The following is a 25,250-nucleotide window of genomic DNA, read 5'->3' on the forward strand; positions in this document are numbered from 1 at the left end:
CCGCCGGTGCGCCCCCGCCCCCGCGGCCCGCCGGCGGCCGCGGGGCGCGCCCCCCCCCCCCCCCCCCCCCCCCCCCCCCCCCCCCCCCCCCCCCCGCCCCCCCCCCCCCCCCGGCGGGTGTTTCAGGGTGCGTGCGGTGCTCAGCCCTGCCTGCGCACCGGCGCACCATTGGCCTTGTAGTAGGGCGCGGTGCTGCGGGGCAGCGGCGCACGGCCGCGGATCACGTCGGCGAGCTTTTCGGCGATCATGATGGTCGGCGCGTTGAGATTGCCGGTCACCACCTGCGGCATGATCGAGGCGTCGACGATGCGCAGGGCCTCCAGACCATGCACACGGCCCTGGCCGTCCACCACCGCCATCGGATCATCGGCGTGGCCCATCTTGTTGGAGCAGGACGGGTGGTATGCCGTCTCAGCATGCTCACGGACGAACGCGTCGATCTGTGCATCGGTCTGCAGTGCACTGCCCGGCGAAATCTCGCGGCCGCTGTATGGAGCCAGTGCCGGCTGCGCGAAGATCTCGCGGGTGATGCGGATCGCCGCGCGGAACTCGCGCCAGTCCTGGTCGTGCGACATGTAGTTGAACAGGATGCTTGGATGCTCGCGCGGATCCTTGGAGCGGACATGGATGCGGCCACGGCTGGGCGAGCGCATCGAGCCGACATGCATCTGGAAGCTGTGTGCCTTGATCGGATTGGACCCGTTGTAGTTGATGGCCACCGGCAGGAAGTGATACTGCAGGTTGGGCCAGTCGAACTCGGCATCGCTGCGGATGAAGCCGCCGGCCTCGAACTGGTTGCTGGCGCCGATACCAGTGCCCAGGAACAGCCATTCAGCGCCGATTGCCGGCTGGTTGTACAGCTTCAGCGCCGGCGCCAGCGAGACCGGCTTCTTGCATTCGTACTGGAGATACATCTCCAGGTGATCCTGCAGATTGGCGCCGACGCCCGGCAGGTGATGCACCAGGTCGATGTCGAGGCTGCGCAGCAGATCGGCCGGGCCCACGCCGGAGCGCTGCAGGATCTGTGGCGAGGCGATGGCGCCGCCGCACAACAGCACCTCGCGGCGGGCAGTGGCACGCTGCGGCTGGTCGTTGCGCAGCCACTGCACGCCCACCGCGCGCTTGCCGGAGAACAGGATGCGGTCGGTCAGCGCGTGGGTGACGATGGTCAGGTTCGGGCGCGGCCTGGCCAGATCCAGATAGCCGCGGGCGGTGCTGGAGCGGCGGCCCTTCGGCGTGACCGTGCGGTCCATCGGGCCGAAGCCTTCCTGCTGGTAGCCGTTGAGGTCATCGGTGCGCGGATAGCCTGCCTGCACGCCGGCTTCAACCATGGCTGCGAACAGTTCGTTGTTGCCGGCCTTGGGGGTGGTCACCCGCAGCGGGCCATCGCCCCCGTGGTAATCGTTGGGGCCGATGTCGCGGGTCTCGGCCTTGCGGAAGTAGGGCAGGCAGTCCAGATAGGTCCAGTCGTCCAGGCCGGGCATGCTCGCCCAGTTGTCGTAGTCCATCGCGTTGCCGCGGATGTAGCACATGCCGTTGATCAGCGACGAACCGCCCAGGCCCTTGCCACGGCCGCAGTCCATGCGGCGGTTGTTCATGAAGGGCTCGGGGTCGGTCTTGTAGGCCCAGTTGTAGCGCTTGCCCTGCAGCGGAAACGCCAGCGCCGCCGGCATCTGGGTGCGGAAGTCGAGCCGGTAGTCCGGGCCACCCGCTTCCAGCAGCAGTACGCTCACATCGGCATCTTCGGTCAGACGGGTGGCCAGCACGTTGCCGGCCGAGCCGGCGCCGATGATGATGTAGTCGTACTCGTTATGGGTGCTCATGGTTGTTCTCCTTCAGGCCGGGACACGCTGCACGCAGGCGTCCCGGCGGAATGTCGGATCGGCGCGGTGGCCGGACGAGGGGCGCGGCTCAGAACACGCTGGCGTAGTCGCCCAGTTCGACCTGCACCGACTTGATGCGGGTGTAGTGGCCCAGGGTCGAGAGGCCGTTCTCGCGGCCGACACCGGACTCCTTGTAGCCACCCACCGGCATTTCGGCTGGCGATTCGCCCCAGGTGTTGATCCAGCAGATGCCGGCTTCCAGGCGATGGATGATGCGGTGGGCGCGGCTGATGTCCTTGCTGACCACGCCGGCGGCGAGGCCGAAGGTGGTGTCATTGGCGCGGCGGACCACTTCATCTTCGCTGTCATAGGCAAGGATGCTCATGACCGGCCCGAAGATCTCTTCCTTGACGATGGTCATGTCGTCGCGGCAGTCGGAGAACACGGTCGGCAGCACATAGGCGCCCTGGGCCAGCGTGCCGTCGGTGGCACGGCCGCCGCCGATCAGCAGGCGCGCGCCTTCGGTCTTGCCGCTTTCGATGTAGCGCAGCACGTTCTCCATGTGCGGGAAGCTGGTCAGCGGGCCGAAGTTGGTGCCCGCGGCCATCGGATCGCCGATGCGGATGCGCTTGACGCGCTCGACCACGGCGGCCTCGAACGTGGCCAGCATGCCGCGCGGCACAAACACGCGGGTGCCATTGGTGCACACCTGGCCGGAGCTGAAGAAATTGGCCATCACCGCGATGTCGGCGGCGCGGTCGAGATCGGCGTCATCGCAGATCACCAGCGGCGATTTGCCGCCCAGTTCCATGGTCACTTCCTTCAGCGAGGAGGAGGCGGCTGCAGCCATCACCTTCTTGCCGGTGGCCACGCCACCGGTGAAGGAGATCTTCTCGATCACCGGATGTTCGGTGAGCCAGTTGCCGATTTCGCGACCGGGGCCCTGCACGACATTGAACACGCCGGCCGGCACGCCGGCTTCGGTGTAGATCTCGGCAAGCCGGATGGCGGTCAGCGGCGTGACCTCGGACGGCTTGAACACCATCGCATTGCCGGCGGCCAGTGCCGGCGCCGACTTCCACAGGGCGATCTGGATCGGGTAGTTCCAGGCACCGATGCCGGCGACCACGCCCAGCGGTTCACGGCGGGTGTAGAAGAAGCTGGATTCGCGCAGCGGCAGCTGGATGCCTTCGATGGCGGTCGCCAGGCCAGCGTAATACTCCAGCACATCGGCGCCGGTGACGATGTCCACCGTGGTGGTTTCCGCCAGCGCCTTGCCGGTATCGAGCGTTTCCAGGCGGGCCAGTTCGTCATTGCGCTCGCGCAGGATCTCCACGGCGCGGCGCAGGATGCGCGAACGTTCCATGGCGGTCATTGCCGCCCATGCCTTCTGGCCTTCGGTGGCGCTTTCGACGGCGCGTTCGACGTCGGCCTGGCTGGCGACCTGCACCTCGGCGATGACCTCACCGGTGGCGGGGTTGACCGTGGCGAAGGTCTTGCCGCTGGTGGCATCGACCCGGCGGCCATGGATGTAGAGCTGTTGGACGGGCAGGGTAGTCATGGGGCGTACTCCTCGAAAGGGGGCGGGAAGCTGAAAGCGCTTATAGCGCGTCGGCCTGCAACTGGAAGTCGATGTAGCCGTAGGCGATGCGTCGGGCCTTGTCAGCATCGAAGGCGCCGCCGACCAGGCTGCCGCGCAGCCAGAGGCCATCGATCATCGCGGCCAGGCCGCGGGCGGCGAGGCGTGCCTGTGGGCGTGGCAGCACGCGGTTGAACTGGTGGCACAGGTTGGAGAACAGGCGCTGGTCGTTGGCGTGCTGCAGGCGCGCCAGTTCCGGCTGGTGCATGCTCGCGGCCCAGAAGGTGAGCCAGACACGCATCGCGGTGCCATTGATCTGGCTGTCATCGAAGTTGCCATCGACGATGGCGCGCAGCTGGTCGCGGGGATCGTCGCCCACCCCGGCCCGGCAGCGGGCGACCGCGTCCCGCAGTTCGCGCAGGATCTGCCGCATCGCAGCGTTGAGCAGGCCGTCCTTGTCGCCGAAGTAATGGGCGACGATGCCGCTGGACAGCCCGGCCTTCCTGGCGATGGTGGCGACGGTGGCATCGGCCATGCCCATTTCGTCGATGGTCTGGAAAGTGGCCCGGATCAACTGTTCGCGACGGACCGGCTCCACGCCCTTCTTCGGCATTGTCTCTCCACGGATTGCGGCCCGAGGCATCGGGTTGGCCATCATTATGCTTTTTATTGATTGAACGTTCAATCAATAAACCCTAGGATGCGCTCGCGCCCCACGCCATGGGCCCGGTTTCCCGGTCCGGCCCCGCCCATGTGCTCCTTCGGACTGATGAGACGATCCCATGTCTTCCCAGGCTCACCCCAAGCGCTCGCCCCTGCGCTTGAACCGCTTTGTCTTCCTCAGCTCCTCGGTGTCGATCGGCATTCTCGGGCTGCTCACCGTCCTCTATCCCGATGCCAGCGAGCACTGGCTGCAATGGGCGCAGGCCGAAGTCTCGGCTGCGTTCGGCGCGTGGTACATGCTGCTGGTCGTGCTGTGCCTGGGATTCGTGCTGTGGCTGGCGTTCTCGCCCTATGGCCGTATCCGCCTGGGCCACAACGAGGAATCGCCGGCCTTCGGCTACGTCGCGTGGGTGTCGATGCTGTTCTCGGCGGGTATCGGTATCGCATTGCTGTACTACGGTGCCTACGAGCCGCTGGACCATTTCCTCAACCCGCCGGGCCAGCCGGGCGGCACGGTGGCGGCCGGGCGCGAGGCGATGGTGCTGACCTTCCTGCACTGGGGCCTGCATGGCTGGGCGCTGTACGCGCTGGTCGGGGTGGCGCTGGGCTATTTCGCCTATCGCCGCAACCTGCCGCTGGCATTGCGCTCGGCGCTGTATCCGATCTTCGGTGAGCGCATCCATGGCCGCATCGGCGACATGGTCGATGGCTTCGGCATTCTCGCCACGCTGATCTCCATGGTCACCAATCTCGGCATCGGTGCGCTGGTGGTGCAGTCCGGCCTGGTCTATCTGTTCCACATCCCGGACACACCGCAGGTACTGGTCGCGATCGTGCTGGTGATGATGGTGGTGGCCACCATCGGCGTGGTGGCGGGGGTCGAGAAGGGCATCGCCTGGCTGTCCAACCTCAACGTGCGCCTGTTGTGCGCGCTGTTGCTGTTCGTGCTGGTTACCGGCCCGACCCTGCATCTGTTCGATGGCCTGGTGCAGAACACGGGCGACTATCTCGGCGCATTCGTGCGCAAGAGCTTCGACATGTATCTCAACGATCCGCAGGGCCGCGCCTGGATGGGTTCCTGGACGCTGTTCTACTGGGCGTGGTGGATCGCCTGGGCGCCGTTCGTGGGCCTGTTCGTGGCACGCATCTCGCGCGGCCGCACCATCCGCGAGGTAGTGATGGGCGTGCTGTTGATACCGCTCGGCTTCACGCTGGCGTGGCTGTCGATCTTCGGCAACACCGCCATCGATCTGGTGCTCAACCATGGCCAGGCGGTGCTGGGGCAGGTGGCGCAGCACGATGCAGCGATGACCCTGTTCAAGCTGCTGGAGTACCTGCCCGGCGCACCCTATGTAGCCGGTGCCGCAGTGGTGATCGGTTTCGTACTGTTCCTGACCCCGGTCGATTCGGGTACGCTGATGATCGCCAACCTGTGCACCCGCCGTGTCGACGACGGGGTGGAGGATGGTCACGATGCGCCGATCTGGCTGCGCGTGTTCTGGGCGGTGGGCATCACCGTGGCCAGCATCGGCCTGCTGCTGGCGGGCAACTTCAGCGCGATGCAGACGGCCGTGGTCCTGTGCGGTCTACCGTTCTCGTTCACCCTGGCGTTCTACATGCTGGGCCTGCTGCGCGCATTGCGCACCGATCCGGACGCGCCGCGGCGCTGAGCGCACTGCCGGCCCTTGGCATTACAGGCGCAGGGCGGCTTCCAGCAGAGCTGTCGCCCATGGGGGCGTGCGCTGCAGCTGCCGCAGGTCATCGGCGGCCGGCCATTGCAGGTGGCCGTCCTCCATCTGCAGCAGCAGCTGTGGATCGGGCACGGCCTCGCCCGGCGCGGCGTCGGCGCTGTTGTCGTAGACCTGCAGCTGCGCCAGCACCGGCATCAGCCCGATCAGGTTCTGCTGCGCCAGCGGCCAGCGGCGGCGGATGTCGACTTCGGAAATGGGGTGGCCACCGGCCTGCACCCGTGCGCGTACCCGGGCGATGTGCTGCTCCGGGCTGGACAGTCCACAGAACCACATCAGCACGTCATGGGTGCGGCTGGCCTCACGCAGCAGGGCGGTGATCGAGTTGCCCCCCAGCGTGGTCTCGAAGGCATGGTTGCGGGCGTGATCCAGGGCGTCGCGGATACGGTTGACACCCTCCTGCCAGGCTTCGGCATTGGCCTCCATGGGGTCCAGGCCGGCCCGCTCGCGCAGCCCGCGGGCGAACGTATCGGGGTTGAACCATTCCAGGCCGGCTTCGCGCAGCACGTGGCCACCCACCGAACTCTTGCCGGCGCCATTGACGCCGGCAAGCACATACAGGAACGGGCGTGGCATCAGTGGCCCGTGCCCGCCTTGACCTGGCCCTTCAGGCGGGCAGGGCGACGCAGCAGTGCGCGTGCGGCATCACCGGCCTGGGCGTGCTGCAGCACCGCCAGGCGCTGGTCGAAGCCGGCACGCAGATCCGCCAGGGCCGGGTCCTGCCCACGCAGTTCCTCCAGCGAGCTTTCCAGCGCTTCGACCTTGGCCTGCAGCGCACGGTACTGCTCGATGGAAACGATCACGGCCTGCGGTTCGTTGTGATTGGTGACCACCACCATGTGCTGGTCGCGCACTTCCTGCATGACCTTGCGCCAGTGTTCCTTCACCGACGAGGCGGTGGTGTGGGTCAGCTCGTTGATCGGGTCGAAGCGGACGGGGGCGTGCAGCATGGCGGTGCTCCAGGGGACCTGTGCGATCACCTTACGCCTGTTTCATGCAAATTGCATGAATGGTGAAAAATATCAAAAATATGATTCATGGGCGATTCGGCCCCGGCGGTGACGCCGGGGGCCGGGCTTCCGCCCGCCGGATGCCGCGCGCCGGGTCAGCGGGCAGCCAGCTGACGCAGCACGTACTGCAGCAGGCCGCCGTGGTGGGCGAGGAGGCGCGGTTGCGAACCACCGGTTCGCGCGCCTCCGCAGCGCCCCGGCGGTAACGCCGGGGCCGGGCTTCCGCCCGCCGGATGGCGCCCGCCGGGTCAGCGGGCAGCCAGCTGACGCAGCACGTACTGCAGCAGGCCGCCGTGGCGGAAGTATTCCACTTCCTTCGGTGTCAGCAGCATCACCGACACCTCGAAGCGCTTCTGCGTGCCATCGGCCCGGGTCGCGGTGACCGTGGCGCGCTTGCTCGCACCGTCCTCCAGGCCGGTGATGTCGATGACTTCCGAGCCATCCAGCCCCAGCGACTGCGCGTTCTCACCATTGCGGAACTGCAGCGGCAGCACGCCCATGCCGACCAGGTTGGAGCGGTGGATGCGTTCGAAGCTCTCGGCGATGACTGCCTTCACGCCCAGCAGCAGGGTGCCCTTGGCGGCCCAGTCGCGCGACGAACCGGTGCCGTACTCCTTCCCGGCCAGCACCACCAGCGGCACCTTGTCGGCCTTGTACTTCATCGCCGCGTCGTAGATCGCCAGCTTCTCCGGCTGACCACCGCCGGCCGGGTAGTACAGGGTGTTGCCACCCTCCTCGCCGCCGAACATCAGGTTCTTGATGCGGATGTTGGCGAAGGTGCCGCGGACCATCACGTCATCATTGCCGCGGCGGCTGCCGTAGCTGTTGAAGTCGGCGGGCTGCACGCCCCGGGCCTGCAGGTAACGCCCCGCGGGCGAATCCTTCTTGATGTTGCCGGCCGGCGAGATATGGTCGGTGGTGATCGAGTCGCCGAACAGACCCATCACACGCGCGCCATGCACGTCGTCGATGCTGCCGGTCTGCATGGTCATGCCATCGAAGTACGGCGGGTTCTTGATGTAGGTGGAGTCATCGCTCCACTCGTACAGATTGCCGTCCGGCGAGGCGATGGTGTTCCAGCGCGTATCGCCCTTGAACACGTCGGCGTAGTTCTGCTTGAACATCTCCGGGCCGATGGTGGCGGCGATGACATCGCCGATTTCCTTGTTGCTCGGCCAGATGTCGCGCAGGTAGACCGGCTGGCCGTCGCTGCCGGTGCCCAGCGGCTGGGTGGTCAGATCGATGTCGGTGGTGCCGGCGATGGCGTAGGCGACCACCAGTGGCGGGCTGGCCAGGTAGTTCATTTTCACTTCGGGATGCACGCGGCCTTCGAAATTACGGTTGCCCGACAGCACGGAGGTCACCACCAGGTCACCGGCGGCGATGCCGGCACTGACCTCGGTCGGCAGCGGGCCGGAGTTGCCGATGCAGGTGGTGCAGCCGTAGCCGACCACGTAGAAGCCGATCTTCTCCAGCTCCTTCAGCACCCCGGCCTTTTCCAGATAGTCGGTGACCACGCGCGAGCCTGGGCCCAGCGAAGTCTTCACCCAGGGCTTGCGATCCAGGCCCTTGGCCGCCGCGTTGCGCGCCAGCAGGCCGGCACCGATCATCACCGCCGGGTTGGACGTGTTGGTACAGGAGGTGATCGCGGCGATGACCACCGCGCCATCCTTCAGGCGGACCTTCCGGCCTTCGATCTCGATGTCGGCGAAGCCCTTGGCCAGCTGTTCGTTGCCGACCGCGGTGCCGCCGCCCTCGTTGAGGAAGGAGGCCACATCGTCGCTGCGCTTGTCGCGGTTGCTGGTCAGGCCGACCAGCGCTTCGCGGTAGTTCTTCTGCACGTCTTCCAGCAGCACGCGGTCCTGCGGGCGCTTCGGTCCGGCCAGCGACGGATTCACCGTGCCCATGTCCAGCTCCAGCGTGGTGCTGTACTGGGCATGGGGGCTGTCCGGTTCGTGCCACAGGCCCTGCGCCTTGGCGTAGGCCTCGACCAGTTCGATCTGTTCTTCGCTGCGACCGGACAGGCGCAGGTAGTTCAGTGATTCGGCGTCGATCGGGAAGATGCCGCAGGTGGCGCCGTATTCCGGTGCCATGTTGCCGATCGTGGCGCGGTCGGCCAGTGGCAGGTGCTGCAGGCCATCGCCATAGAATTCGACGAACTTGCCGACCACGCCCAGCTTGCGCAGCATCTGGGTGACGGTCAGCACCAGGTCGGTGGCGGTGGCGCCCTCAGGCAGCCGGCCGGTGAGCTTGAAGCCGACCACCTGCGGGATCAGCATCGACGACGGCTGGCCCAGCATGGCCGCTTCGGCTTCGATGCCGCCCACGCCCCAGCCAAGCACGCCGATGCCGTTGATCATCGTGGTGTGGCTGTCGGTACCGAACACGGTGTCCGGGTAGGCCACGGCCCTGCCATCCTTGTCCGCGGTCATCACCACGCGGGCCAGGTTCTCCAGGTTCACCTGGTGGACGATGCCGGTGTTGGGCGGCACCACCTTGAAGTTGTCGAACGCCTTCTGGCCCCAGCGCAGGAACCCGTAGCGTTCCTGGTTGCGCTGGAATTCGATCTTGCCATTGAGATCGAGCGCGTCCGGCTTGCCGAACACATCGACCTGTACCGAATGGTCGATCACCAGTTCCGAAGGGATCTGCGGGTTGATCTGTTCCGGCTTGCCGCCCAGCTTGACCACCGCATCGCGCATGGCGGCCAGATCGACGACACACGGTACGCCGGTGAAGTCCTGCAGGACCACGCGCGCGGGCATGAAGGCGATTTCGGTGTCCGGCTCGGCCGCCGGGCTCCAGCGGGCAACGGCCTCGATGTGCTCCTTGCCGACGGTGACGCCGCCGTCTTCGTGCCGGAGCAGATTCTCCAGCAGGATCTTCATCGAGTAGGGAAGGTGGGAGATGTCGAAGCGCTGGCCCAGTGTGGGCAGGCTGAAGTAGTCGTAGGTCTTGCCGCCGACGTCCAGCTGGCTGCGGGTGGAGAACGAATCGCTCATGCGGGATGACTCCTTCTTGCGGATGGCTTGCAGTGGCCCGTGCATGGACGGACCTGCTTGCGTATGCCGGGGCTCTCCGCCACCGGATCCCCGCCAGTATGGCGGAGCCGGCGCGGCCGGGAACGTCCTCGGCGCAGGACGCAAGGTTACATGGCTGTATGTAGTGCCGATGTCACGGCTTGCCCCGCCACTGGCTCATCAGCATCTGCAGGAAGCGTTCGGCCGTGGGCGAGAGCAGGGCACCACGGCGGCGCACGATGCCGATGGTGCGCGAGACCACCGGATTGCCGATCGGCCGGGTCACCAGGATGGGATGGTCGCCGTCCGGGGTAGCCATCTTCGGCAGCACCGACACGCCGATCCCGGCCTCGACCATGCCCAGGGAGGTGGACAGGTGGGTCACTTCGTAATGCCAGCTCAGCTTCAGGTTCTCACGGGCGAGGGCGCCATCGAGCAGGGTCCGGTTGCCACTGGTGCGATGCACGGTGATCAGCTGGTGCTGGGCAAGATCGGCCCATTCCACGCGGCGCTTGCGAGCCAGCGGATGATCGCGGCGGCAGGCCAGCACGAACGGGTCCTCGGCCAGTACATCGAAATCCAGGTTGGGATCGTTGGCACCCATGAAATTGATGCCGAACTCCACTTCGCCGCGTTCCACTGCCTGCAACCCCTCGGTGGCGGGAATGTCGAGGATGCGGAAGCGGACGTGCGGATGCGCATCGTGGAAGCGTGCCATGACACTGGGCAGGAAGTAGAACGCCGCGGTGGGCAGGCAGGCGATGGTGACCGTGGCGCCGCGCGTGTCGTCGTGCCCGCGCAGCGAGAACAGCGAACCATCGAATTCCTCCAGCATGCGCCGTACCAGCGGCAGCAGGTTCTCGCCGACCGCGGTGGTGCTGACGCTGCGGGTGGTGCGTTCGAGCAGCGGTGAGCCGACGGCCTGCTCCAGCTTCTGGATCCGGCGGCTGAGCGCGGGCTGCGAGACGTGCAGGGTTTCGGCGGCGCGATGGAAGCTGCGCGTCTCGGCGACGAGCAGGAACGCGCGCAGATCGAGGATTTCGCAATTGATGCTCATACGGTATCAATCATCCAAAAATCAGCAATTCACAGATCAATCCGGCTCATGCCAGTATCGAATCACAGAGGGGTCATTCATCCCCTATACGCATCAATCTAGCACACGTATGTCGAACGATCTGCTCAGTATCCCCTGCGTCCTCATGCGTGGCGGCACGTCCAAGGGGCCGTTCTTCCTGGCCTCGGACCTGCCGGCCGACGCCGGCCTGCGCGACCAGCTGCTGCTGGAGGTGATGGGCTCGGGCCATCCGCTGCAGATCGATGGCATCGGCGGTGGCAATGCGCTGACCAGCAAGGTGGCGATCGTCAGCCCCGCCAGCCGCGCCGATGCCGATGTCGACTATCTGTTCGCGCAGGTCCGGGTCGAGCAGCGGGTGGTGGATACCACCCCCAACTGCGGCAACATGCTGGCGGCGGTCGGTCCCTTCGCGATCGAACGCGGACTGGTTCCTGCGCGCCACCCGCGCACCGAAGTGCGCATCCACAACGTCAACACCGGCAAGCTGATCGTGGCCACGGTGGAAACCCCGAACGGCCAGGTGGCCTACCGGGGCGACACGCGTATCGCGGGCGCGCCTGGCGCTGCCGCGCCGGTCCGCCTGGCCTTTCTCGATGCGGCCGGTGCACGTACCGGCCGGCTGCTGCCCAGTGGGCGGCCGCAGGATATGATCGACGGCATCGCCGTCAGCCTGGTGGATTGCGCGATGCCGATGATGATGGTGCGCGCGGCCGATATGGGTGTCCGTGGTGACGCCTCGCCGGCGGAACTGAACGCGGATCATGCGCTGCTGGCGCGGTTGGAAGCGATGCGCATCGAGGCGGGTACGCACATGGGCATCGCCGACGCGGGCAGCAAGGTGATTCCCAAGCCGGTGCTGCTTTCCGCACCGCAGCAGGGCGGCGACCTGCAGGTGCGCTACTTCATGCCCCACCAATGCCACACCGCGCTTGCCATCACCGGCGCGGTCGGTCTGGCCACCGCCGCAGTCACGCCCGGCACCCTGGCCAACACTTTCGTCGGATGCCTGCCGATGCCGGGCAGCATTACCCTCGAACATCCGAGCGGCCTGCTGGAAGTGGGCCTGAGCCGCAGCTCGGACGATGCGCCGGTCGTTGCCAGCGTGGTCCGTACCGCGCGCCGCCTGTTCGAAGGGCGCGTGTTCGCGACTTCGCCTGCCACTGCCGAAACCCATTCCACCGAAGCCCGCCAATGGACCTCAGCGGCATGACCTGAAACCGGTCGGGGCCGCGCAGATGCGCGTGGCCAGGCCACTACAACGCAGATGCTTCACTCCTGGGAGGGATGATGTACAAGCAGTTCTTCATGGCCGCGCTGTGCGCGGCGAGCCTGGCCGTGTCCGGTTGCGGCAAAGACGATGCCAGCGGGGCCTCGGCGCCCGGCGGCGACAATGCGCCGGTGCGGATCAGCGTCGGTTCCTACAACCTCAACAACCTGCCGTTCTTCATCGCCGACGCCAAGGGCTACTTCAAGGACGTCGGCCTGCAGGTGAAGACCGAGAACTTCGCGCAGGGCGGCTCCAAGGTGCTGCAGGCCCTGGTCGCCAACTCGACCGACGTGGCGGTCGGCTTCTACGACCACACCATCCAGATGCAGGCCAAGCACAAGGACGTGGTCGGCTTCGTGCTGCTGTCGCGCAATTCGGGCCTGGTGATGGCCGGCCGCGAGGATGCCAGCTTCGATCCGGCGCGCCCGCAGACCATCAAGGGCCAGAAGATCGGCATTACCGCCCCGGGTTCGTCATCGGACTTCTTCGTGCGCCACTTCCTGGCCCAGCACGACATCCCGGTGGACAGCATCTCGCTGATCGGCGTGGGTTCTGGTGCGGCGGCGGTGGCGGCGCTCGAGCAGGGCAAGATCGACCTGCTGGTCAACTACGATCCGGCCGCGACCCTGATCACCGAGCGCAAGGTCGGCAGGATCATCATTGATGCGCGCAGCGACGAGGGGGCACGCCAGGTGTACGGCGGTCTCTATCCCACCTCGGTGATGTACGCCAACCGCAGCTTCCTGGAAGCACGTCCCGAAGCAGCCGAGAAGATCGCCCGCGCCGAGCAGATGGCATTGAAGTTCATCGCCGACAACAGTGCCGAGGACATCGTCGCTGCGCTGCCGGACAGCTACGTCTCCGGCGACCGCGCCACCTACGCGCGCGCCGTGGAGAACGCCCGCGCCATCTTCACCACCGATGGCCACTTCACGCCCGCGGACCTGGAAACGCCGTTGAAGGTGCTGCGCGAGTTCAACAAGGACGTGGCCAACGCGGACATCGACCTGTCCCGGACCTACACCAATGCCTTCGTCGAGCGCGCCAGCGCCGCGACGCAGGCAACCCAACCGTAAGCGGAGATAACCCATGGCCCTCAATGCCACCGTGCGCCAGTTCAATGGCGCACCGCAGTTGGAGCCCGCACAGACCATGGTCGCCATCAACAAGGTGACCATGTCCTTCGGTGACTTCACCGCCGTGCGCGATGTCGATATCCAGGTCGGTGATGGCGAGTTCCTCGCCATCGTCGGTCCCACCGGGTGCGGCAAGAGCACCATCCTCAATTCCGTGGCGGGCCTGCTCAAGCCCAGCGCCGGTGACGTGAGCATCGACGGACGCGCCGTCAATGGCGTGCAGGCGTCCGTCGGCTACCTGTTCCAGCAGGACGCGCTGCTGCCGTGGAAGACCGCCTTCCAGAACGTGGAACTGGGCCTGAAGTTCCGCGGCGTCGATGAAGCCGAGCGCCGGCAGAAGGTCACCACCTGGTTGGCCAAGGTCGGCTTGACCGGCTTCGAGCACCGCTATCCGCACCAGCTCTCCGGCGGCCAGCGCAAGCGCGTGCAGATGGCACAGGCACTGATCGTGGAGCCCAAGGTGATCCTGATGGACGAGCCGTTCTCGGCATTGGACATCCACACCCGCCATCTGATGCAGAACGAACTGCTGCGCCTGTGGCAGGAAGACCGTCGCTCGGTGATCCTGATCACCCACGACCTGGAAGAGGCCATCGCGCTGGGCGACCGCGTGGTGGTGCTGTCCTCGGGTCCGTCAAGCCGCGTGGTGCGCAGCTTCGATGTGGACCTGGAACGCCCCCGCAACGTTGCCGAGATCAAGCTCGACGAACGTTTTACCGACCTGTACCGCGACATCTGGGCCTGCCTGCGCGGCGAAGTGGAGAAGAGCTATGCACGCCAGGACTGACCGTTTCATCCAGATCGCACTGGTCATCGCCGTGTTCGGTGGCTGGGAAGGCGGCATCGCGCTGGGCTGGATCGACCCGTTCTTCTTCCCCGCGCCCACGGCCATCGCCCAGCAGGCGTGGAACTGGTTGTCGGATACCTCGTTCTACCAGCACGTGTACATCACCCTGACCGAAACCGCGCTGGGCTACCTCATCGGTACCGGGCTGGGCGTTGCAGGCGGTGTGTGGCTGGGCCTGAGCCGGCGCTCGGCGCGCATCCTCGATCCCTTCATCAAGGGCTTCAATGCCATCCCGCGCGTGGTGCTGGCGCCGATCTTCGTGCTGTGGCTGGGCCTGGGTCTGTGGTCGAAGGTGGCACTGGCGGTGACGCTGGTGTTCTTCACCACGTTCTTCAATGCCATGCAGGGCGTGCGCGAAGTGAACCCGGTGGTGCTGGCCAATGCCCGCATTCTCGGTGCCAGCCGCAGTGACCTGCTGCGTCACGTGTACTTCCCGGCGGCGGCGAGCTGGATCCTGTCCTCGCTGCGCACCTCGGTGGGCTTTGCCGTGGTCGGCGCGATCATCGGCGAATATCTGGGTGCCTCGGCGGGCCTGGGTTACCTGATCGCGCAGGCAGAAGGCAACTTCAATGCCGTGGGCGTGTTCGCCGGCATCATCATCCTGGCCGCCTTCGTGCTGGTCATCGATGCACTGCTCGACGTGGTCGAGAACAAGCTCATCACCTGGCGTCCAAACGCCCAGGCCCAGGCCACCAGCTGAGCCTGCCTGGCGCGCCGCTGGAATGATCCGGCGGCGCGCCCTTCCGTAATTCCCCCGCATCATCGCAACGGGCCAGCGCCAGGCCAGGGGGCCGGCTGGCTGGAGAGAACACCATGCATAGCCATCCCGTGCTGCCGCGTGCAGCGCTGACGGTCGCCCTTGGCCTGCTGCTGGCCAGCGGCCATGCCGGAGCACAGGCCGCCACAGCCCCACCGGCCCCGCTGAGCCAGGCCGAACTTGCCGCGCTGGTGCAGCAGCAGGCGCAGCAGATCCAGCAACTGCAGTCGCGACTGGATGCGCTGGAAGGCGTCGGTACGACCGCCGGCAACGCAGCGGCTGCCCCTCCTGCGCCTGCCCTGGAAACCCGTGTTGCGGCGCTGGAAACCCAGCAGTCCAAGGCGCCGAAGGTGTCGTGGTCGAAGGGCGCGCCGGAATTCAGCAGCGCTGACGGCAACGTGATCTTCCGCCCGCGCGGTCGTCTGTTCGTGGACGGCTCCAGCACCGACGGCTCGTCCAGCAGCGACCGCAACATCTCCGGTACCGAGATCCGTTCGGTGCGCCTGGGCGCGGAGGGCCGCTACGGCACGCTCGGCTGGGTGGTGGAGGGCGACTTCGCTGACAACGAGGTGGCGTGGAAGTCGGTGTATGCCACCGTGGACCACAGGCTGTTCGGCCTGCCTGCCGACCTCACCGTGGGCAACCGCCTCAACGACCGCGGCATCGATGGCTCCAGCAGCACCTCCAACACGCCGTTCCCGGACCGCAACGTGGTGGGCACGCTGATGCTGCCGCAGCGGGGGCTGTTCGGCGTCGGCCTCACCGAGCGCGTGTACGGAAAGGGCTGGCACGCCAGCCTGTCAGTGGCCGGCAACGACCTCAACAATGCCGGTGACAACAACGACAGCCAGACCTGGGCCACCCGCGTCCATTGGAACCCGATCGACAGCAAGGCCGCGACCGTGCATCTGGGAGCGTGGGCGTTCCACGAAGAGATCGCCGCAGGCTCCTCGGGCGTGCTGCGCAGCTCCGCCATTGCCGGCCACTTCAACGACCTGGTCAAGATCACACCGGGCGCGCTGGTCGGCACCGATCGCAGCACCGCCTACGGTGTGGAGGCGGCGGGCTTCTTTGGCCAGGGCTGGGCCACGGGCGAGTGGGGCACGCGCAACCTGCGCGGCGCCGATGCCAGCGGCCGTTACGACCTCGATCACCAGGCCTGGGCGATTTCCGCCGGCTGGTTCCTTGGCGGGGCAAGCCCGGCGTACTCGGGCAAGACCGGCACCTGGGGCCGGGTCAAGGTGGCCGATCCGGTCACCCGTGGCGGGCGGGGCGCATGGGAGCTGCGTGCGCGCTACGAAGACGTGGACTACTCGGAACTGCCGACCGGCGGCACCGGACATGCGTGGACGGTGGGTGCCAACTGGTATCTCAACGACTACAGCCGGGTGATGCTCGACGTGATCCGCTGGCAGACCGACAACCCCACCGATGCGGTGCGCGGCAAGGACGAGGGCACGACGGTCAATACCCGGCTGCAGGTTGCGTTCTGAGTGAAGGCATCAAGCTGAACGGACAATGCCGGCCACGTGCCGGCATTGCCGTAAGGGGGGGGCGGCTGGCGGTATGACGCCTTGAGTATGTATAATTCGTACATACCGAAGAGGGCCTACCCATGGAAGCCACTGTCGCCGAACGCGGTCAGATCACCCTGCCCAAGGCTGTGCGTGACGCCCTGGGCCTGACCAAGGGCACCCAGCTCAAGGTCGAACTGGACGGCAGCCGCATCATTCTGCGCAAGAGTGTCGACGACGCGATTTCACGGGCGCGCGGCAAGTTCGCGCTGGACGGCTTTGATTCCGCCGACGCCGCCGTACGCGCGGTGCGCGACGAGGACTAAGCCGTGATGATCGCCGTCGATTCCCCTGTGCTGGTCGAACTGCTGAGCAATGGCCCGCAGGCCGACGCCGTCGAGGCCTGCCTGCGGCAGAGCCTGGTCGGCGGCAAGGTGGTGGTGTGCGGGGCGACCCTGGCCGAAGTCTGCGCCAGCCTGCGCGGCGGGGCCGAGGTGCTGGAAGCGCTGGAAGAGATGGGCGTCCACTTCAACGCGCTGGAAGCCAAATCGGCATTGCGCGCCGGCGAGATGCATCGCCGCCACCGCCAGCGTGGTACCCAGCGCCGCAGCCTGGACGACTTCATGGTGGGGGCCCATGCACTGCTGCAGTGCGACGGGCTCATCACCTGGAACGACACGTTTTACCGCGACTACTTCAAGGGCCTGAAGCTGATCGTGCCGCACGCCTGAGCCCGTTGCATTCCTTTCACTGTTCCATAACCGCATTACCCGGGAGTTGTCATGTTGGAAGCCTATCGCCACCACGTAGCCGAGCGCGCCGCGCTTGGCATCCCGCCGCTGCCGCTGACCGCCCAGCAGACGGCAGACGTCATTGAACTGTTGAAGAACCCGCCGGCGGGCGAGGCCGAGTTCCTGCTCGACCTGCTGACCCACCGTGTGCCGGCCGGCGTGGACGACGCCGCCAAGGTCAAGGCCTCGTACCTGGCCGCGATCGCGCTGGGCAGCGAGCAGAACCCGCTGATCAGCCGCGAGCGCGCCACCGAGCTGCTGGGCACCATGCTGGGCGGTTACAACGTGGCCCCGCTGGTGCAGCTGCTGGACGACGCCAGCGTCGGCACCATCGCCGCCGACGGCCTGAAGAACACCCTGCTGGTGTTCGATGCGTTCCACGACGTGCAGGACAAGGCCAAGGCCGGCAATGCCAATGCCCAGGCCGTGCTGCAGAGCTGGGCCGACGCCGAGTGGTTCACCAGCAAGCCGGAAGTGCCGCAGAGCCTGACCATCACCGTGTTCAAGGTGCCGGGCGAAACCAACACCGACGACCTGTCGCCGGCGCCGGACGCCACCACCCGTCCTGACATTCCGATGCACGCCCTGGCGATGCTGAAGAACAAGCGCGATGACGCGCCGTTCACTCCGGAAGAAGACGGCAAGCGCGGTCCGATCCAGCAGATCCTGTCGCTGAAGGAAAAGGGTCACCTGGTGGCCTACGTCGGCGACGTGGTCGGCACCGGCTCTTCGCGCAAGTCGGCGACCAACAGCGTGCTGTGGTGGACCGGCGACGACATCCCCTACATCCCCAACAAGCGCGCCGGTGGCGTGTGCCTGGGCGGCAAGATTGCCCCGATCTTCTACAACACCATGGAAGATGCCGGCGCGCTGCCGATCGAGCTGGATGTCTCGAAGATGGAGCACGGCGACGTTGTCGAGCTGCGTCCGTATGACGGCAAGGCACTGAAGAACGGCGAAGTGATCGCCGAGTTCGAAGTGAAGTCCGAAGTGCTGTTCGACGAAGTGCGTGCCGGCGGCCGCATTCCGCTGATCGTCGGCCGTGGCCTGACCGGCAAGGCGCGCGAAGCGCTGGGCCTGGCCCCGACCACCCTGTTCCGCCTGCCGGTGCAGCCGGCCGACACCGGCAAGGGCTTCTCGCTGGCGCAGAAGATGGTCGGCCGCGCCTGCGGTCTGCCGGAAGGCCAGGGCATGCGCCCGGGTACCTACTGCGAACCGAAGATGACCTCGGTGGGCTCGCAGGACACCACCGGCCCGATGACCCGCGACGAGCTGAAGGACCTGGCCTGCCTGGGCTTCTCGGCCGACCTGGTGATGCAGTCGTTCTGCCACACCGCCGCGTATCCGAAGCCGGTGGACGTGAAGACCCACCACACGCTGCCGGAGTTCATCTCCACCCGCGGTGGCATCTCGCTGCGTCCGGGCGACGGCGTGATCCACAGCTGGCTCAACCGCATGCTGCTGCCCGACACCGTCGGCACCGGCGGCGACTCGCACACGCGTTTCCCGGTGGGCATTTCGTTCCCGGCCGGCTCGGGCCTGGTGGCCTTCGCCGCCGCCACCGGCGTGATGCCGCTGGACATGCCGGAATCGGTGCTGGTGCGCTTCAAGGGCCAGATGCAGCCGGGCGTGACCCTGCGTGACCTGGTCAACGCGATTCCGCTGTACGCGATCAAGTCGGGCCTGCTGACGGTTGCCAAGGCTGGCAAGAAGAACATCTTCTCCGGCCGCATCCTGGAAATCGAAGGCCTGCCGGAGCTGAAGGTCGAGCAGGCGTTCGAGCTCTCCGACGCCTCGGCCGAGCGTTCCGCCGCCGGTTGCTCGGTGCGCCTGAACAAGGAACCGATCATCGAGTACCTGACCAGCAACATCACCCTGCTGAAGTGGATGATTGCCGAGGGTTACCAGGATCCGCGTTCGCTGCAGCGTCGCATCGAGAAGATGGAGGCCTGGCTGGCCAACCCGCAGCTGCTGGAGCCGGACGCCGACGCCGAGTACGCTGCTGTCATCGAGATCGACCTGGCCGACATCCACGAGCCGATCGTGGCCTGCCCGAACGATCCGGACGACGTGAAGACCCTGTCCGAAGTGGCCGGCGCCAAGATCGACGAAGTGTTCATCGGTTCGTGCATGACCAACATCGGCCACTTCCGTGCGGCCGCGAAGCTGCTGGAAGGCAAGCGCGACCTGCCGACCCGTCTGTGGGTGGCCCCGCCGACCAAGATGGACGCCTCCGAGCTGACCAAGGAAGGCGTTTACGGCACCTTCGGTGCGACCGGCGCGCGCATGGAAATGCCGGGCTGCTCGCTGTGCATGGGCAACCAGGCCCAGATCCGCGAAGGCTCCACCGCGATGTCGACCTCGACCCGCAACTTCCCGAACCGTCTGGGCCGCAACACCAACGTGTACCTGGGCTCGGCCGAGCTGGCCGCGATCTGCTCGCGTCTGGGCCGCATCCCGACCAAGGAAGAGTACATGGCCGACGTCGGCGTGATCGCCGCCAGCGGCAGCGAGATCTACCGCTACATGAACTTCGACCAGATCGAGGAGTACCAGGACGTGGCCAATACGGTCGCCGCCTGATGCGTTGAAACGAAAACCCCCGGCGAAAGCCGGGGGTTTTTTCATGCAGTGCGGAGCGGGCGTTCGTCGCTATTGCCCGCGGGCGAGGGCGAGCAGGCGCTCGGCGATCCGTTCCAGCGGCACCTGTTCCTCGGCCGCGCCGAGCTTGAACGCGGCGCCGGGCATGCCCCAGACCACACTGGTGGCTTCATCCTGCACCAGCGTCGGAGCGCCTGCCTGGCGCATTTCCAGCAGGCCGCGCGCGCCGTCATCGCCCATGCCGGTGAGAATGGCGCCGATGGCATTGCCGCCGGCACTCTGGGCCACCGAACGGAACAGCACATCGACCGCAGGCTTGTGCCGGTTCACGGCTGGGCCGTCATCGACGCGGCAACGCCAGCGCGCACCATCGCGGATGATCCGCAGGTGCCTGCCGCCCGGCGGCAGATAGGCATGGCCGGGCAGCACGGCTTCGCCGTCGCTGGCCTCGCGCACGGCCATGGCCGAATGCCGGTCCAGGCGTTCGGCGAAGGCGCTGCTGAAGCTGGCCGGCAGGTGCTGGGTCATCACCACCGCCGGTGCATCGGCGGGCAGGCCTTCCAGCACCACGCGCAGGGCTTCGGTGCCACCGGCTGACGAACCGATCGCGATCAGGCGGTCGGTGGTGCGGAACTGTGGTGCCACCGGGCGCGATGCCGGTGCCGCATTCAGGGTGAGTTTCGGTGCCGCAGCCCGCAGCAGCGGCCGCACCCGCGAGCGTGCGGCCATCTTCACCTTGCCGATGATCTCCTCGGCATAGCCCTGCAGTCCGCGCGCCACATCGAGCTTCGGCTTGGAAACGAAATCCACGGCACCCAGTGCCAGCGCCTGCAGGGTCGTGTCGGCCCCCCGCTCGGTCAGCGAAGAGATCATCACCACTGGCAAGGGATGCAGGCGCATCAGGTTTTCCAGGAAGGCCAGCCCGTCCATGCGCGGCATTTCTACATCCAGGGTGATCACGTCCGGGGCGAGGCGCTTGATCTTCTCGCGTGCCAGCAGCGGATCGGCGGCGGTGCCGACCACGTCGATGGCCGGATCGCTGGAGAGGATTTCGGTCAGCATCTGCCGCACGACGGCGGAGTCGTCCACGATCAGCACCCGGCAGGGGGCGTTGCCGGTCAGGGTCATTCGAACAGCTCCACGCCACCGGTGACCGGGGCCCTGGACAGACGGGCACGCACTGCCGATTCGGTGGCGGCCACTTCCGCTTCGTGGGCATGTGGCAGGCGCTGCACGACCACGCGCCCGGTATCGGCAAAGAACCAGATCTTGCGTGGATGGATGCCGCACAGATCTTCAGCGATGATCGGAATGTGCTCGGCCTGCAGGTACTGGCGCACGAACTCGGCGTTGCGGGTTCCTACTGGATTGCTGGTGAAACCCTTGAGCACGTTGGCGCCGCCGAACACCTTGGCTTCCAGGCGCTTGCGGTGCGCGCCGCGCTTGAGCATGTCGTTGATGAGAAGCTCCATCGCATAGCTGCCGTAGCGTGCAGGCGCGCCGTCACCGGCATTGCCTTCCGGCAGCAGGAAATGGTTCATGCCGCCTATCTTCAGCACCGGATCGCGCAGACACGCAGCCACGCAGGAGCCCAGCGTGGTGGTCAGCGCAGTGGTGTCGTCGACCACCAGGTACTGGGTCGGCAACAGCTTGGCGGCGAGGGTCTGGAAGCGCGCGTCCTGGTAGCGCATCACCTCGTCGGTGCGCAGCGAGGCGTTCATGCCCCGGCCCCCTGCGCGCGTCGGTACAGGGTGCGACCACAGGGCTGGATCAGATCGGCCGCGTGCAGGTAGTTCTCCGAGTGGCCGGTGTAGAGCAGTCCATCATCGGTGAGATGCTGCACCAGCCGGCCAAGGATGGCGCGTTGGGTCGGCTTGTCGAAATAGATCATCACGTTGCGGCAGAACAGCGCATCGAACGGGCCGCCAACGTCGTAGCGCGGGGCAAGAAGATTCAGCGGGCGGAACTCGATCAGTTCGCGCAGTGCGGGCAGCACCCGGCACTGGCCCTCGTTGGGGCCACTGCCACGCTGGAAATACCGTCGGCGGAGCTCCGGATCGAGGCTGGCGACGCGGTCGATGGCGTACACGCCACGGCCTGCGGTGGCCAGGACCTGTGTGTCGACATCGGTGGCGATGATGCGGACCGGCGGCTTCAGGCTGCCGAACGCCTCGCACGCGGTGATCGCCATGGAGTAGGGTTCCTCGCCGGTGGACGCGGCGCAGGACCACAGCAGCAGCGGGGCGTGGCCGGAGCGCTGCCGCAGTTCCTCGCGCAGCTTGTCGAAATGGTGGGGCTCACGGAAAAAGGAGGTGAGGTTGGTGGTCAGGGCGTTGGTGAACGCCTGCCATTCGTCACCGCCCTCCTGTTCCAGATGGTCGAGGTACTGCTGGAAGCTGCGCATGCCGAGTGTGCGCAGGCGACGCGACAGGCGGCCATAGACCATGTCGCGCTTGGCGGGCGCGAGGGCGATGCCCACCCGCTGGTAGATCAGGTCGCAGACACGGCGGAAATCGCGGTCGGCGAACTCGAACTCGCGCGGACCGGTGACGATGGGGCTGGGACTATGCACGGGGGAGTGTCCATCGGCGTGGGCGGTGGCCGCAGCCACCGCGGGTTCTCAGAATTCCTGCCAGTCGCTGGCGACGACGGGGGGAGTGTGGGCGCGGCGGACCGGCGCGGCCGGCGCATGCGCGCGTGCCGTGTTGGCGGTCACCGTTGGTTCCACCCGTGCGGCCACCGCCTTCACTGCGGCGGCCACTTGGTTGTCGAGGCGGAAGATCGCCACGGCATCGGCCAGCTGCGCGGCCTGCTCCTCCATCGCCCGCGCAGCGGCGGTGGCTTCCTCCACCAGCGCGGCATTCTGCTGGGTGGTCTCGTCCATCTGCACCACGGTCTGGTTGACCTGCTCGATGCCGGCGCTTTGTTCCTGCGAGGCCGCGGAAATCTCGGCCATGATGTCGGTCACGCGCTGCACCGAGGCAACGATCTCGCCCATGGTGGCACCGGCCTTGTGCACCAGCGCAGAACCATCGGCGACCTTGCCCACCGAGTCGTCGATCAGGCCCTTGATCTCCTTGGCGGCAGCGGCCGAACGCTGGGCGAGGGTGCGCACTTCGCTGGCGACCACCGCAAAGCCGCGGCCCTGTTCACCGGCACGGGCGGCCTCGACCGCGGCGTTCAGGGCCAGGATGTTGGTCTGGAAGGCGATGCCGTCGATGACGCTGATGATCTCGGCGATCTTCTTCGAGGAGGCTTCGATGGCGGACATGGTGGTGACCACCTGGCCGACCACTTCGCCGCCCTGGGAGGCGACGCCATGGGCACCGATGGCGAGCTGGTTGGCCTGGCGGGCGTGCTCGGCGTTCTGGCGCACGGTGGAGGTCAGTTCCTCCATCGAGGCGGCAGTTTCTTCCAAGTTGGCGGCCTGCTGTTCGGTGCGGCGCGACAGGTCGTTGTTGCCCGAGGCGATTTCGCCGGCGGCCAGGGTGATGCTGGAGGCGCTGGCCTGGATCTGGCCAACGATGCGGGTCAGCTGGGTGACGGTGGCATTGGCATCGTCACGCATGCGTGCGAACACGCCCTGGTAGTCGCCCTGCATGCGGGCGGTCAGGTCGCCTTCGGCGATGGCTGACAGCAGCTGTGACAGCTTGCCGAGGTTCTCATCGCTGACTGCCATCATCGCGTTGAGGTTTTCCAGCATGGTGCGGAAATCGTGATCGAAGCGCTGTGCGTCGCCGCGACGGCTGAAGTCACCGGCAGCGGCGGCGCCAGCCAGCTGCTTGATCTCGGCATTGATGCGGCCGAGGTTGTCCTTGACGGTATCGACGGCGTGGGTCATCGCCGCCTTCTCGCCCGGGTAGCGGGCGATATCACGGCTCAGATCGCCAACGGCGTATTGCTGGACGACATCGAGCACATCATGAAGGGTCTGTACGTGGCCGCCGACCAGCGCATTGGTCTCCTGCACCATCAGCCCATACTCGCCGGGGAATGCGCTGGCATCGATGCGGTAGCTGAGTTCACCGGCGTCGTGGCGACGTGCCATCTCGCGTTGGCCGCCGATCACGGCGTGCAGCTGCCGCTGCATGGCGGACATCGCGTCCAGCAGGCGGCCGGGCTCGTCATGCGGCTGCGGGCCGATATGGCTGTCCAGTCTGCCAGCGGCGATGCCTTCGGCCACGGCCGTAGCCTGCTTCAACGGTACCGCGATGCGGTTGCCGATCAGCCAGCTCAAGGCCAGCACGATCAGAACCACCACGCCACCGGAGATCGCCATGATCGTGGTGAACACCAGGGCCTGCTTCTGCACGTCGTCCGTGTAGACGCCACTGCTGATGACCCAGTTCCACGGCGCGAACAGCCCGGCATAGGCGATCTTGCCGACCGTGCCTTCGCTGCCGGGCTTGGCCCAGCGGTAGTCGACGAAGCCGCCCCCGGCCTTGGCTGCCTCGACCTGCTGGTAATAGATGCGCACCCCTTCATCGGTGCGGAAATCCTTCATGTCCTTGCCGACCAGGTCCTTGCGGAACGGGTGCATGAGTACCCGGTAGCCGGTGTCGTAGACGTTGTAGTAGTAGGTGTCGTTCTCGGCACGCATCCTCTCCAGCGCCTGCAGGGCGGCGGCCTTGGCTGCCTCTTCGCTGAGCTCGCCGGTACCGGCCAGGCGGTGGTAGTGCTGGACAATGCCGTAACTCAGTTCGACCTGGGTCTTCAGCGAGGTCTTGCGCGTTTCAGTCAGGTCGAGGTACTGCATGCGGGCGGCGATCACCGACAGCGCGACCACGCCCAGCGCGATGAGCAGCGTGAGCAGATTGAGCTTGCGCCGGACGGAGAGATTGCTGAAGTAGTGTTGCCAGCGATGCATGAGGTTCATCGAGCAGGACCAGTTTGAAGCAGGCGGGCGGCGCCGAGCCGGCCACGGCGGAATACACCATGACACCCCCGTTATCGGCCGCGGGCGCGCGGGATTGAGGTGCAGTGCCGGAACGCATTCAGGTTTCCTTGCAGCGGCGGCTGCGGCGCTGCCTGCGGCAGGCCTTTCACGCAACAGCAACGGCAACGGCAACGGCAACGGCAACGGCAACGGCAGGTCATGGCGATGGGTTGCTATGGTTTGGCCGGGGCGGGGTGGGCAGGCAGGACACGCCGTGAACCCATCCATGGGGGCTCGATGGCGCCATCCATGGCGCCAACGGTCCCGCCCCCCCCCCCCCCCCCCCCCCCCCGCCAATATGGGGGGGGGGGCCGGCAAAACCGTGGGTTTTTTTTATTGTGTGGGGGGGGGGGGGGGGGGGGGGGGGGGGGGGGGTTTGTGTTTGTGTGGTGTTTTTTTTTTTTTTTTGTTGTTGGGTGGGGGGCCGTGGGGGTTCCCCTCCCCCCCGGGCCAAGCACGGCTGTTGCTTCAGCCTTGTCC

Annotated in this window: 20 protein-coding genes; 9 read left to right on the forward strand and 11 right to left on the reverse strand. The window is 66.7% G+C overall.

Going from position 1 to position 25,250, the window contains the following annotated elements; genetic code table 11:
- Window positions 1-140: 140 nt before the first annotated feature.
- From betA to betI, 3 genes are all read right to left on the reverse strand, one after another.
- A complete protein-coding gene (gene betA, locus ACVOMM_RS17035) occupies window positions 141-1,823 on the reverse strand; it encodes a choline dehydrogenase (RefSeq protein ID WP_053520386.1) in 1,683 nt (560 codons plus the stop codon).
- A gap of 88 nt (window positions 1,824-1,911) precedes the next feature.
- A complete protein-coding gene (gene betB / locus ACVOMM_RS17040) occupies window positions 1,912-3,384 on the reverse strand; it encodes a betaine-aldehyde dehydrogenase (RefSeq protein ID WP_481526540.1) in 1,473 nt (490 codons plus the stop codon).
- A 40-nt stretch (window positions 3,385-3,424) separates the two neighbouring features.
- On the reverse strand, window positions 3,425-4,015 hold the full coding sequence (betI, locus tag ACVOMM_RS17045; protein WP_053520388.1) for a transcriptional regulator BetI: 591 nt from the start codon (window positions 4,013-4,015) through the stop codon (window positions 3,425-3,427).
- A gap of 169 nt (window positions 4,016-4,184) precedes the next feature.
- Here betI and ACVOMM_RS17050 point away from each other — a divergent pair, with 169 nt between their 5' ends.
- Window positions 4,185-5,735, forward strand: coding sequence for a BCCT family transporter (locus tag ACVOMM_RS17050; RefSeq protein ID WP_111186107.1), 1,551 nt, complete (start codon window positions 4,185-4,187; stop codon window positions 5,733-5,735).
- Window positions 5,736-5,756: 21 nt separating this feature from the next.
- Here the strand turns inward: ACVOMM_RS17050 and ACVOMM_RS17055 are convergent, their stop codons facing one another.
- From ACVOMM_RS17055 to ACVOMM_RS17070, 4 genes are all read right to left on the reverse strand, one after another.
- Window positions 5,757-6,389, reverse strand: a complete 633-nt coding sequence (locus tag ACVOMM_RS17055; protein ID WP_263178122.1) for an ATPase — start codon at window positions 6,387-6,389, stop codon at window positions 5,757-5,759.
- The gene (locus ACVOMM_RS17060; RefSeq protein WP_053520391.1) at window positions 6,389-6,763 is read right to left on the reverse strand and encodes a type II toxin-antitoxin system Phd/YefM family antitoxin; all 375 of its coding nucleotides are present in this window, start codon (window positions 6,761-6,763) and stop codon (window positions 6,389-6,391) included. The genes ACVOMM_RS17055 and ACVOMM_RS17060 overlap by 1 nt, the downstream gene beginning before the upstream one ends.
- 308 nt (window positions 6,764-7,071) lie before the next feature.
- Window positions 7,072-9,825 (reverse strand): aconitate hydratase AcnA, encoded by a 2,754-nt coding sequence (gene acnA / locus ACVOMM_RS17065; RefSeq protein ID WP_481526541.1) that lies wholly within the window; start codon window positions 9,823-9,825, stop codon window positions 7,072-7,074.
- Between the two features lie 172 nt (window positions 9,826-9,997).
- Window positions 9,998-10,900 carry a LysR family transcriptional regulator gene (locus ACVOMM_RS17070; RefSeq protein WP_053519987.1) on the reverse strand — a complete coding sequence of 301 codons (903 nt, stop codon included), beginning with the start codon at window positions 10,898-10,900 and terminating at the stop codon, window positions 9,998-10,000.
- Between the two features lie 109 nt (window positions 10,901-11,009).
- On the opposite strand from ACVOMM_RS17070, the gene ACVOMM_RS17075 reads away from it, so the two are divergent.
- From ACVOMM_RS17075 to acnB, 8 genes are all read left to right on the forward strand, one after another.
- On the forward strand, window positions 11,010-12,131 hold the full coding sequence (locus ACVOMM_RS17075) for a 4-oxalomesaconate tautomerase (protein WP_065182664.1): 1,122 nt from the start codon (window positions 11,010-11,012) through the stop codon (window positions 12,129-12,131).
- A 77-nt stretch (window positions 12,132-12,208) separates the two neighbouring features.
- Window positions 12,209-13,264 carry an ABC transporter substrate-binding protein gene (locus ACVOMM_RS17080; RefSeq protein ID WP_053519997.1) on the forward strand — a complete coding sequence of 352 codons (1,056 nt, stop codon included), beginning with the start codon at window positions 12,209-12,211 and terminating at the stop codon, window positions 13,262-13,264.
- A gap of 13 nt (window positions 13,265-13,277) precedes the next feature.
- The gene (locus ACVOMM_RS17085; protein WP_053519989.1) at window positions 13,278-14,111 is read left to right on the forward strand and encodes an ABC transporter ATP-binding protein; all 834 of its coding nucleotides are present in this window, start codon (window positions 13,278-13,280) and stop codon (window positions 14,109-14,111) included.
- Entirely contained in the window at window positions 14,095-14,871 is a 777-nt protein-coding gene (locus ACVOMM_RS17090) for an ABC transporter permease (protein ID WP_053519990.1), read from the forward strand. Before ACVOMM_RS17085 ends, ACVOMM_RS17090 begins: the two co-directional genes overlap by 17 nt.
- Window positions 14,872-14,984: 113 nt before the next feature.
- Window positions 14,985-16,421 (forward strand): OprO/OprP family phosphate-selective porin, encoded by a 1,437-nt coding sequence (locus ACVOMM_RS17095; RefSeq protein WP_481526542.1) that lies wholly within the window; start codon window positions 14,985-14,987, stop codon window positions 16,419-16,421.
- A gap of 122 nt (window positions 16,422-16,543) precedes the next feature.
- Window positions 16,544-16,768 carry an AbrB/MazE/SpoVT family DNA-binding domain-containing protein gene (locus tag ACVOMM_RS17100; RefSeq protein ID WP_053519992.1) on the forward strand — a complete coding sequence of 75 codons (225 nt, stop codon included), beginning with the start codon at window positions 16,544-16,546 and terminating at the stop codon, window positions 16,766-16,768.
- A 6-nt stretch (window positions 16,769-16,774) separates the two neighbouring features.
- Complete coding sequence (locus tag ACVOMM_RS17105) at window positions 16,775-17,173, forward strand: type II toxin-antitoxin system VapC family toxin (protein WP_053519993.1); 399 nt, start codon at window positions 16,775-16,777, stop codon at window positions 17,171-17,173.
- A 51-nt stretch (window positions 17,174-17,224) separates the two neighbouring features.
- Window positions 17,225-19,816 carry a bifunctional aconitate hydratase 2/2-methylisocitrate dehydratase gene (gene acnB / locus ACVOMM_RS17110; RefSeq protein ID WP_053519994.1) on the forward strand — a complete coding sequence of 864 codons (2,592 nt, stop codon included), beginning with the start codon at window positions 17,225-17,227 and terminating at the stop codon, window positions 19,814-19,816.
- A 69-nt stretch (window positions 19,817-19,885) separates the two neighbouring features.
- Here the strand turns inward: acnB and ACVOMM_RS17115 are convergent, their stop codons facing one another.
- The 4 genes from ACVOMM_RS17115 to ACVOMM_RS17130 are packed head-to-tail and all read right to left on the reverse strand — an operon-like array spanning window position 19,886 to window position 24,710.
- Window positions 19,886-20,962, reverse strand: a complete 1,077-nt coding sequence (locus ACVOMM_RS17115; protein ID WP_481526543.1) for a protein-glutamate methylesterase/protein-glutamine glutaminase — start codon at window positions 20,960-20,962, stop codon at window positions 19,886-19,888.
- Entirely contained in the window at window positions 20,959-21,555 is a 597-nt protein-coding gene (gene cheD / locus ACVOMM_RS17120) for a chemoreceptor glutamine deamidase CheD (protein ID WP_053519995.1), read from the reverse strand. Before cheD ends, ACVOMM_RS17115 begins: the two co-directional genes overlap by 4 nt.
- Complete coding sequence (locus tag ACVOMM_RS17125) at window positions 21,552-22,406, reverse strand: CheR family methyltransferase (protein ID WP_481526544.1); 855 nt, start codon at window positions 22,404-22,406, stop codon at window positions 21,552-21,554. The genes cheD and ACVOMM_RS17125 overlap by 4 nt, the downstream gene beginning before the upstream one ends.
- A gap of 48 nt (window positions 22,407-22,454) precedes the next feature.
- The gene (locus tag ACVOMM_RS17130; RefSeq protein ID WP_164152593.1) at window positions 22,455-24,710 is read right to left on the reverse strand and encodes a methyl-accepting chemotaxis protein; all 2,256 of its coding nucleotides are present in this window, start codon (window positions 24,708-24,710) and stop codon (window positions 22,455-22,457) included.
- Window positions 24,711-25,250 lie beyond the last annotated feature (540 nt).

The organism is Stenotrophomonas sp. STEN009 (genome assembly GCF_056760395.1).

Excerpts from the sequence above, each read along its gene's own strand:
- betA (WP_053520386.1), bottom strand. The coding sequence starts at position 1,823 with ATGAGCACCCATAACGAGTACGACTACATCATCATCGGCGCCGGCTCG.
- betB (WP_481526540.1), bottom strand. The coding sequence starts at position 3,384 with ATGACTACCCTGCCCGTCCAACAGCTCTACATCCATGGCCGCCGGGTC.
- betI (WP_053520388.1), bottom strand. The coding sequence starts at position 4,015 with ATGCCGAAGAAGGGCGTGGAGCCGGTCCGTCGCGAACAGTTGATCCGG.
- ACVOMM_RS17050 (WP_111186107.1), top strand. The coding sequence starts at position 4,185 with ATGTCTTCCCAGGCTCACCCCAAGCGCTCGCCCCTGCGCTTGAACCGC.
- ACVOMM_RS17055 (WP_263178122.1), bottom strand. The coding sequence starts at position 6,389 with ATGCCACGCCCGTTCCTGTATGTGCTTGCCGGCGTCAATGGCGCCGGC.
- ACVOMM_RS17060 (WP_053520391.1), bottom strand. The coding sequence starts at position 6,763 with ATGCTGCACGCCCCCGTCCGCTTCGACCCGATCAACGAGCTGACCCAC.
- acnA (WP_481526541.1), bottom strand. The coding sequence starts at position 9,825 with ATGAGCGATTCGTTCTCCACCCGCAGCCAGCTGGACGTCGGCGGCAAG.
- ACVOMM_RS17070 (WP_053519987.1), bottom strand. The coding sequence starts at position 10,900 with ATGAGCATCAATTGCGAAATCCTCGATCTGCGCGCGTTCCTGCTCGTC.
- ACVOMM_RS17075 (WP_065182664.1), top strand. The coding sequence starts at position 11,010 with ATGTCGAACGATCTGCTCAGTATCCCCTGCGTCCTCATGCGTGGCGGC.
- ACVOMM_RS17080 (WP_053519997.1), top strand. The coding sequence starts at position 12,209 with ATGTACAAGCAGTTCTTCATGGCCGCGCTGTGCGCGGCGAGCCTGGCC.
- ACVOMM_RS17085 (WP_053519989.1), top strand. The coding sequence starts at position 13,278 with ATGGCCCTCAATGCCACCGTGCGCCAGTTCAATGGCGCACCGCAGTTG.
- ACVOMM_RS17090 (WP_053519990.1), top strand. The coding sequence starts at position 14,095 with ATGCACGCCAGGACTGACCGTTTCATCCAGATCGCACTGGTCATCGCC.
- ACVOMM_RS17095 (WP_481526542.1), top strand. The coding sequence starts at position 14,985 with ATGCATAGCCATCCCGTGCTGCCGCGTGCAGCGCTGACGGTCGCCCTT.
- ACVOMM_RS17100 (WP_053519992.1), top strand. The coding sequence starts at position 16,544 with ATGGAAGCCACTGTCGCCGAACGCGGTCAGATCACCCTGCCCAAGGCT.
- ACVOMM_RS17105 (WP_053519993.1), top strand. The coding sequence starts at position 16,775 with ATGATCGCCGTCGATTCCCCTGTGCTGGTCGAACTGCTGAGCAATGGC.
- acnB (WP_053519994.1), top strand. The coding sequence starts at position 17,225 with ATGTTGGAAGCCTATCGCCACCACGTAGCCGAGCGCGCCGCGCTTGGC.
- ACVOMM_RS17115 (WP_481526543.1), bottom strand. The coding sequence starts at position 20,962 with ATGACCCTGACCGGCAACGCCCCCTGCCGGGTGCTGATCGTGGACGAC.
- cheD (WP_053519995.1), bottom strand. The coding sequence starts at position 21,555 with ATGAACGCCTCGCTGCGCACCGACGAGGTGATGCGCTACCAGGACGCG.
- ACVOMM_RS17130 (WP_164152593.1), bottom strand. The coding sequence starts at position 24,710 with ATGAACCTCATGCATCGCTGGCAACACTACTTCAGCAATCTCTCCGTC.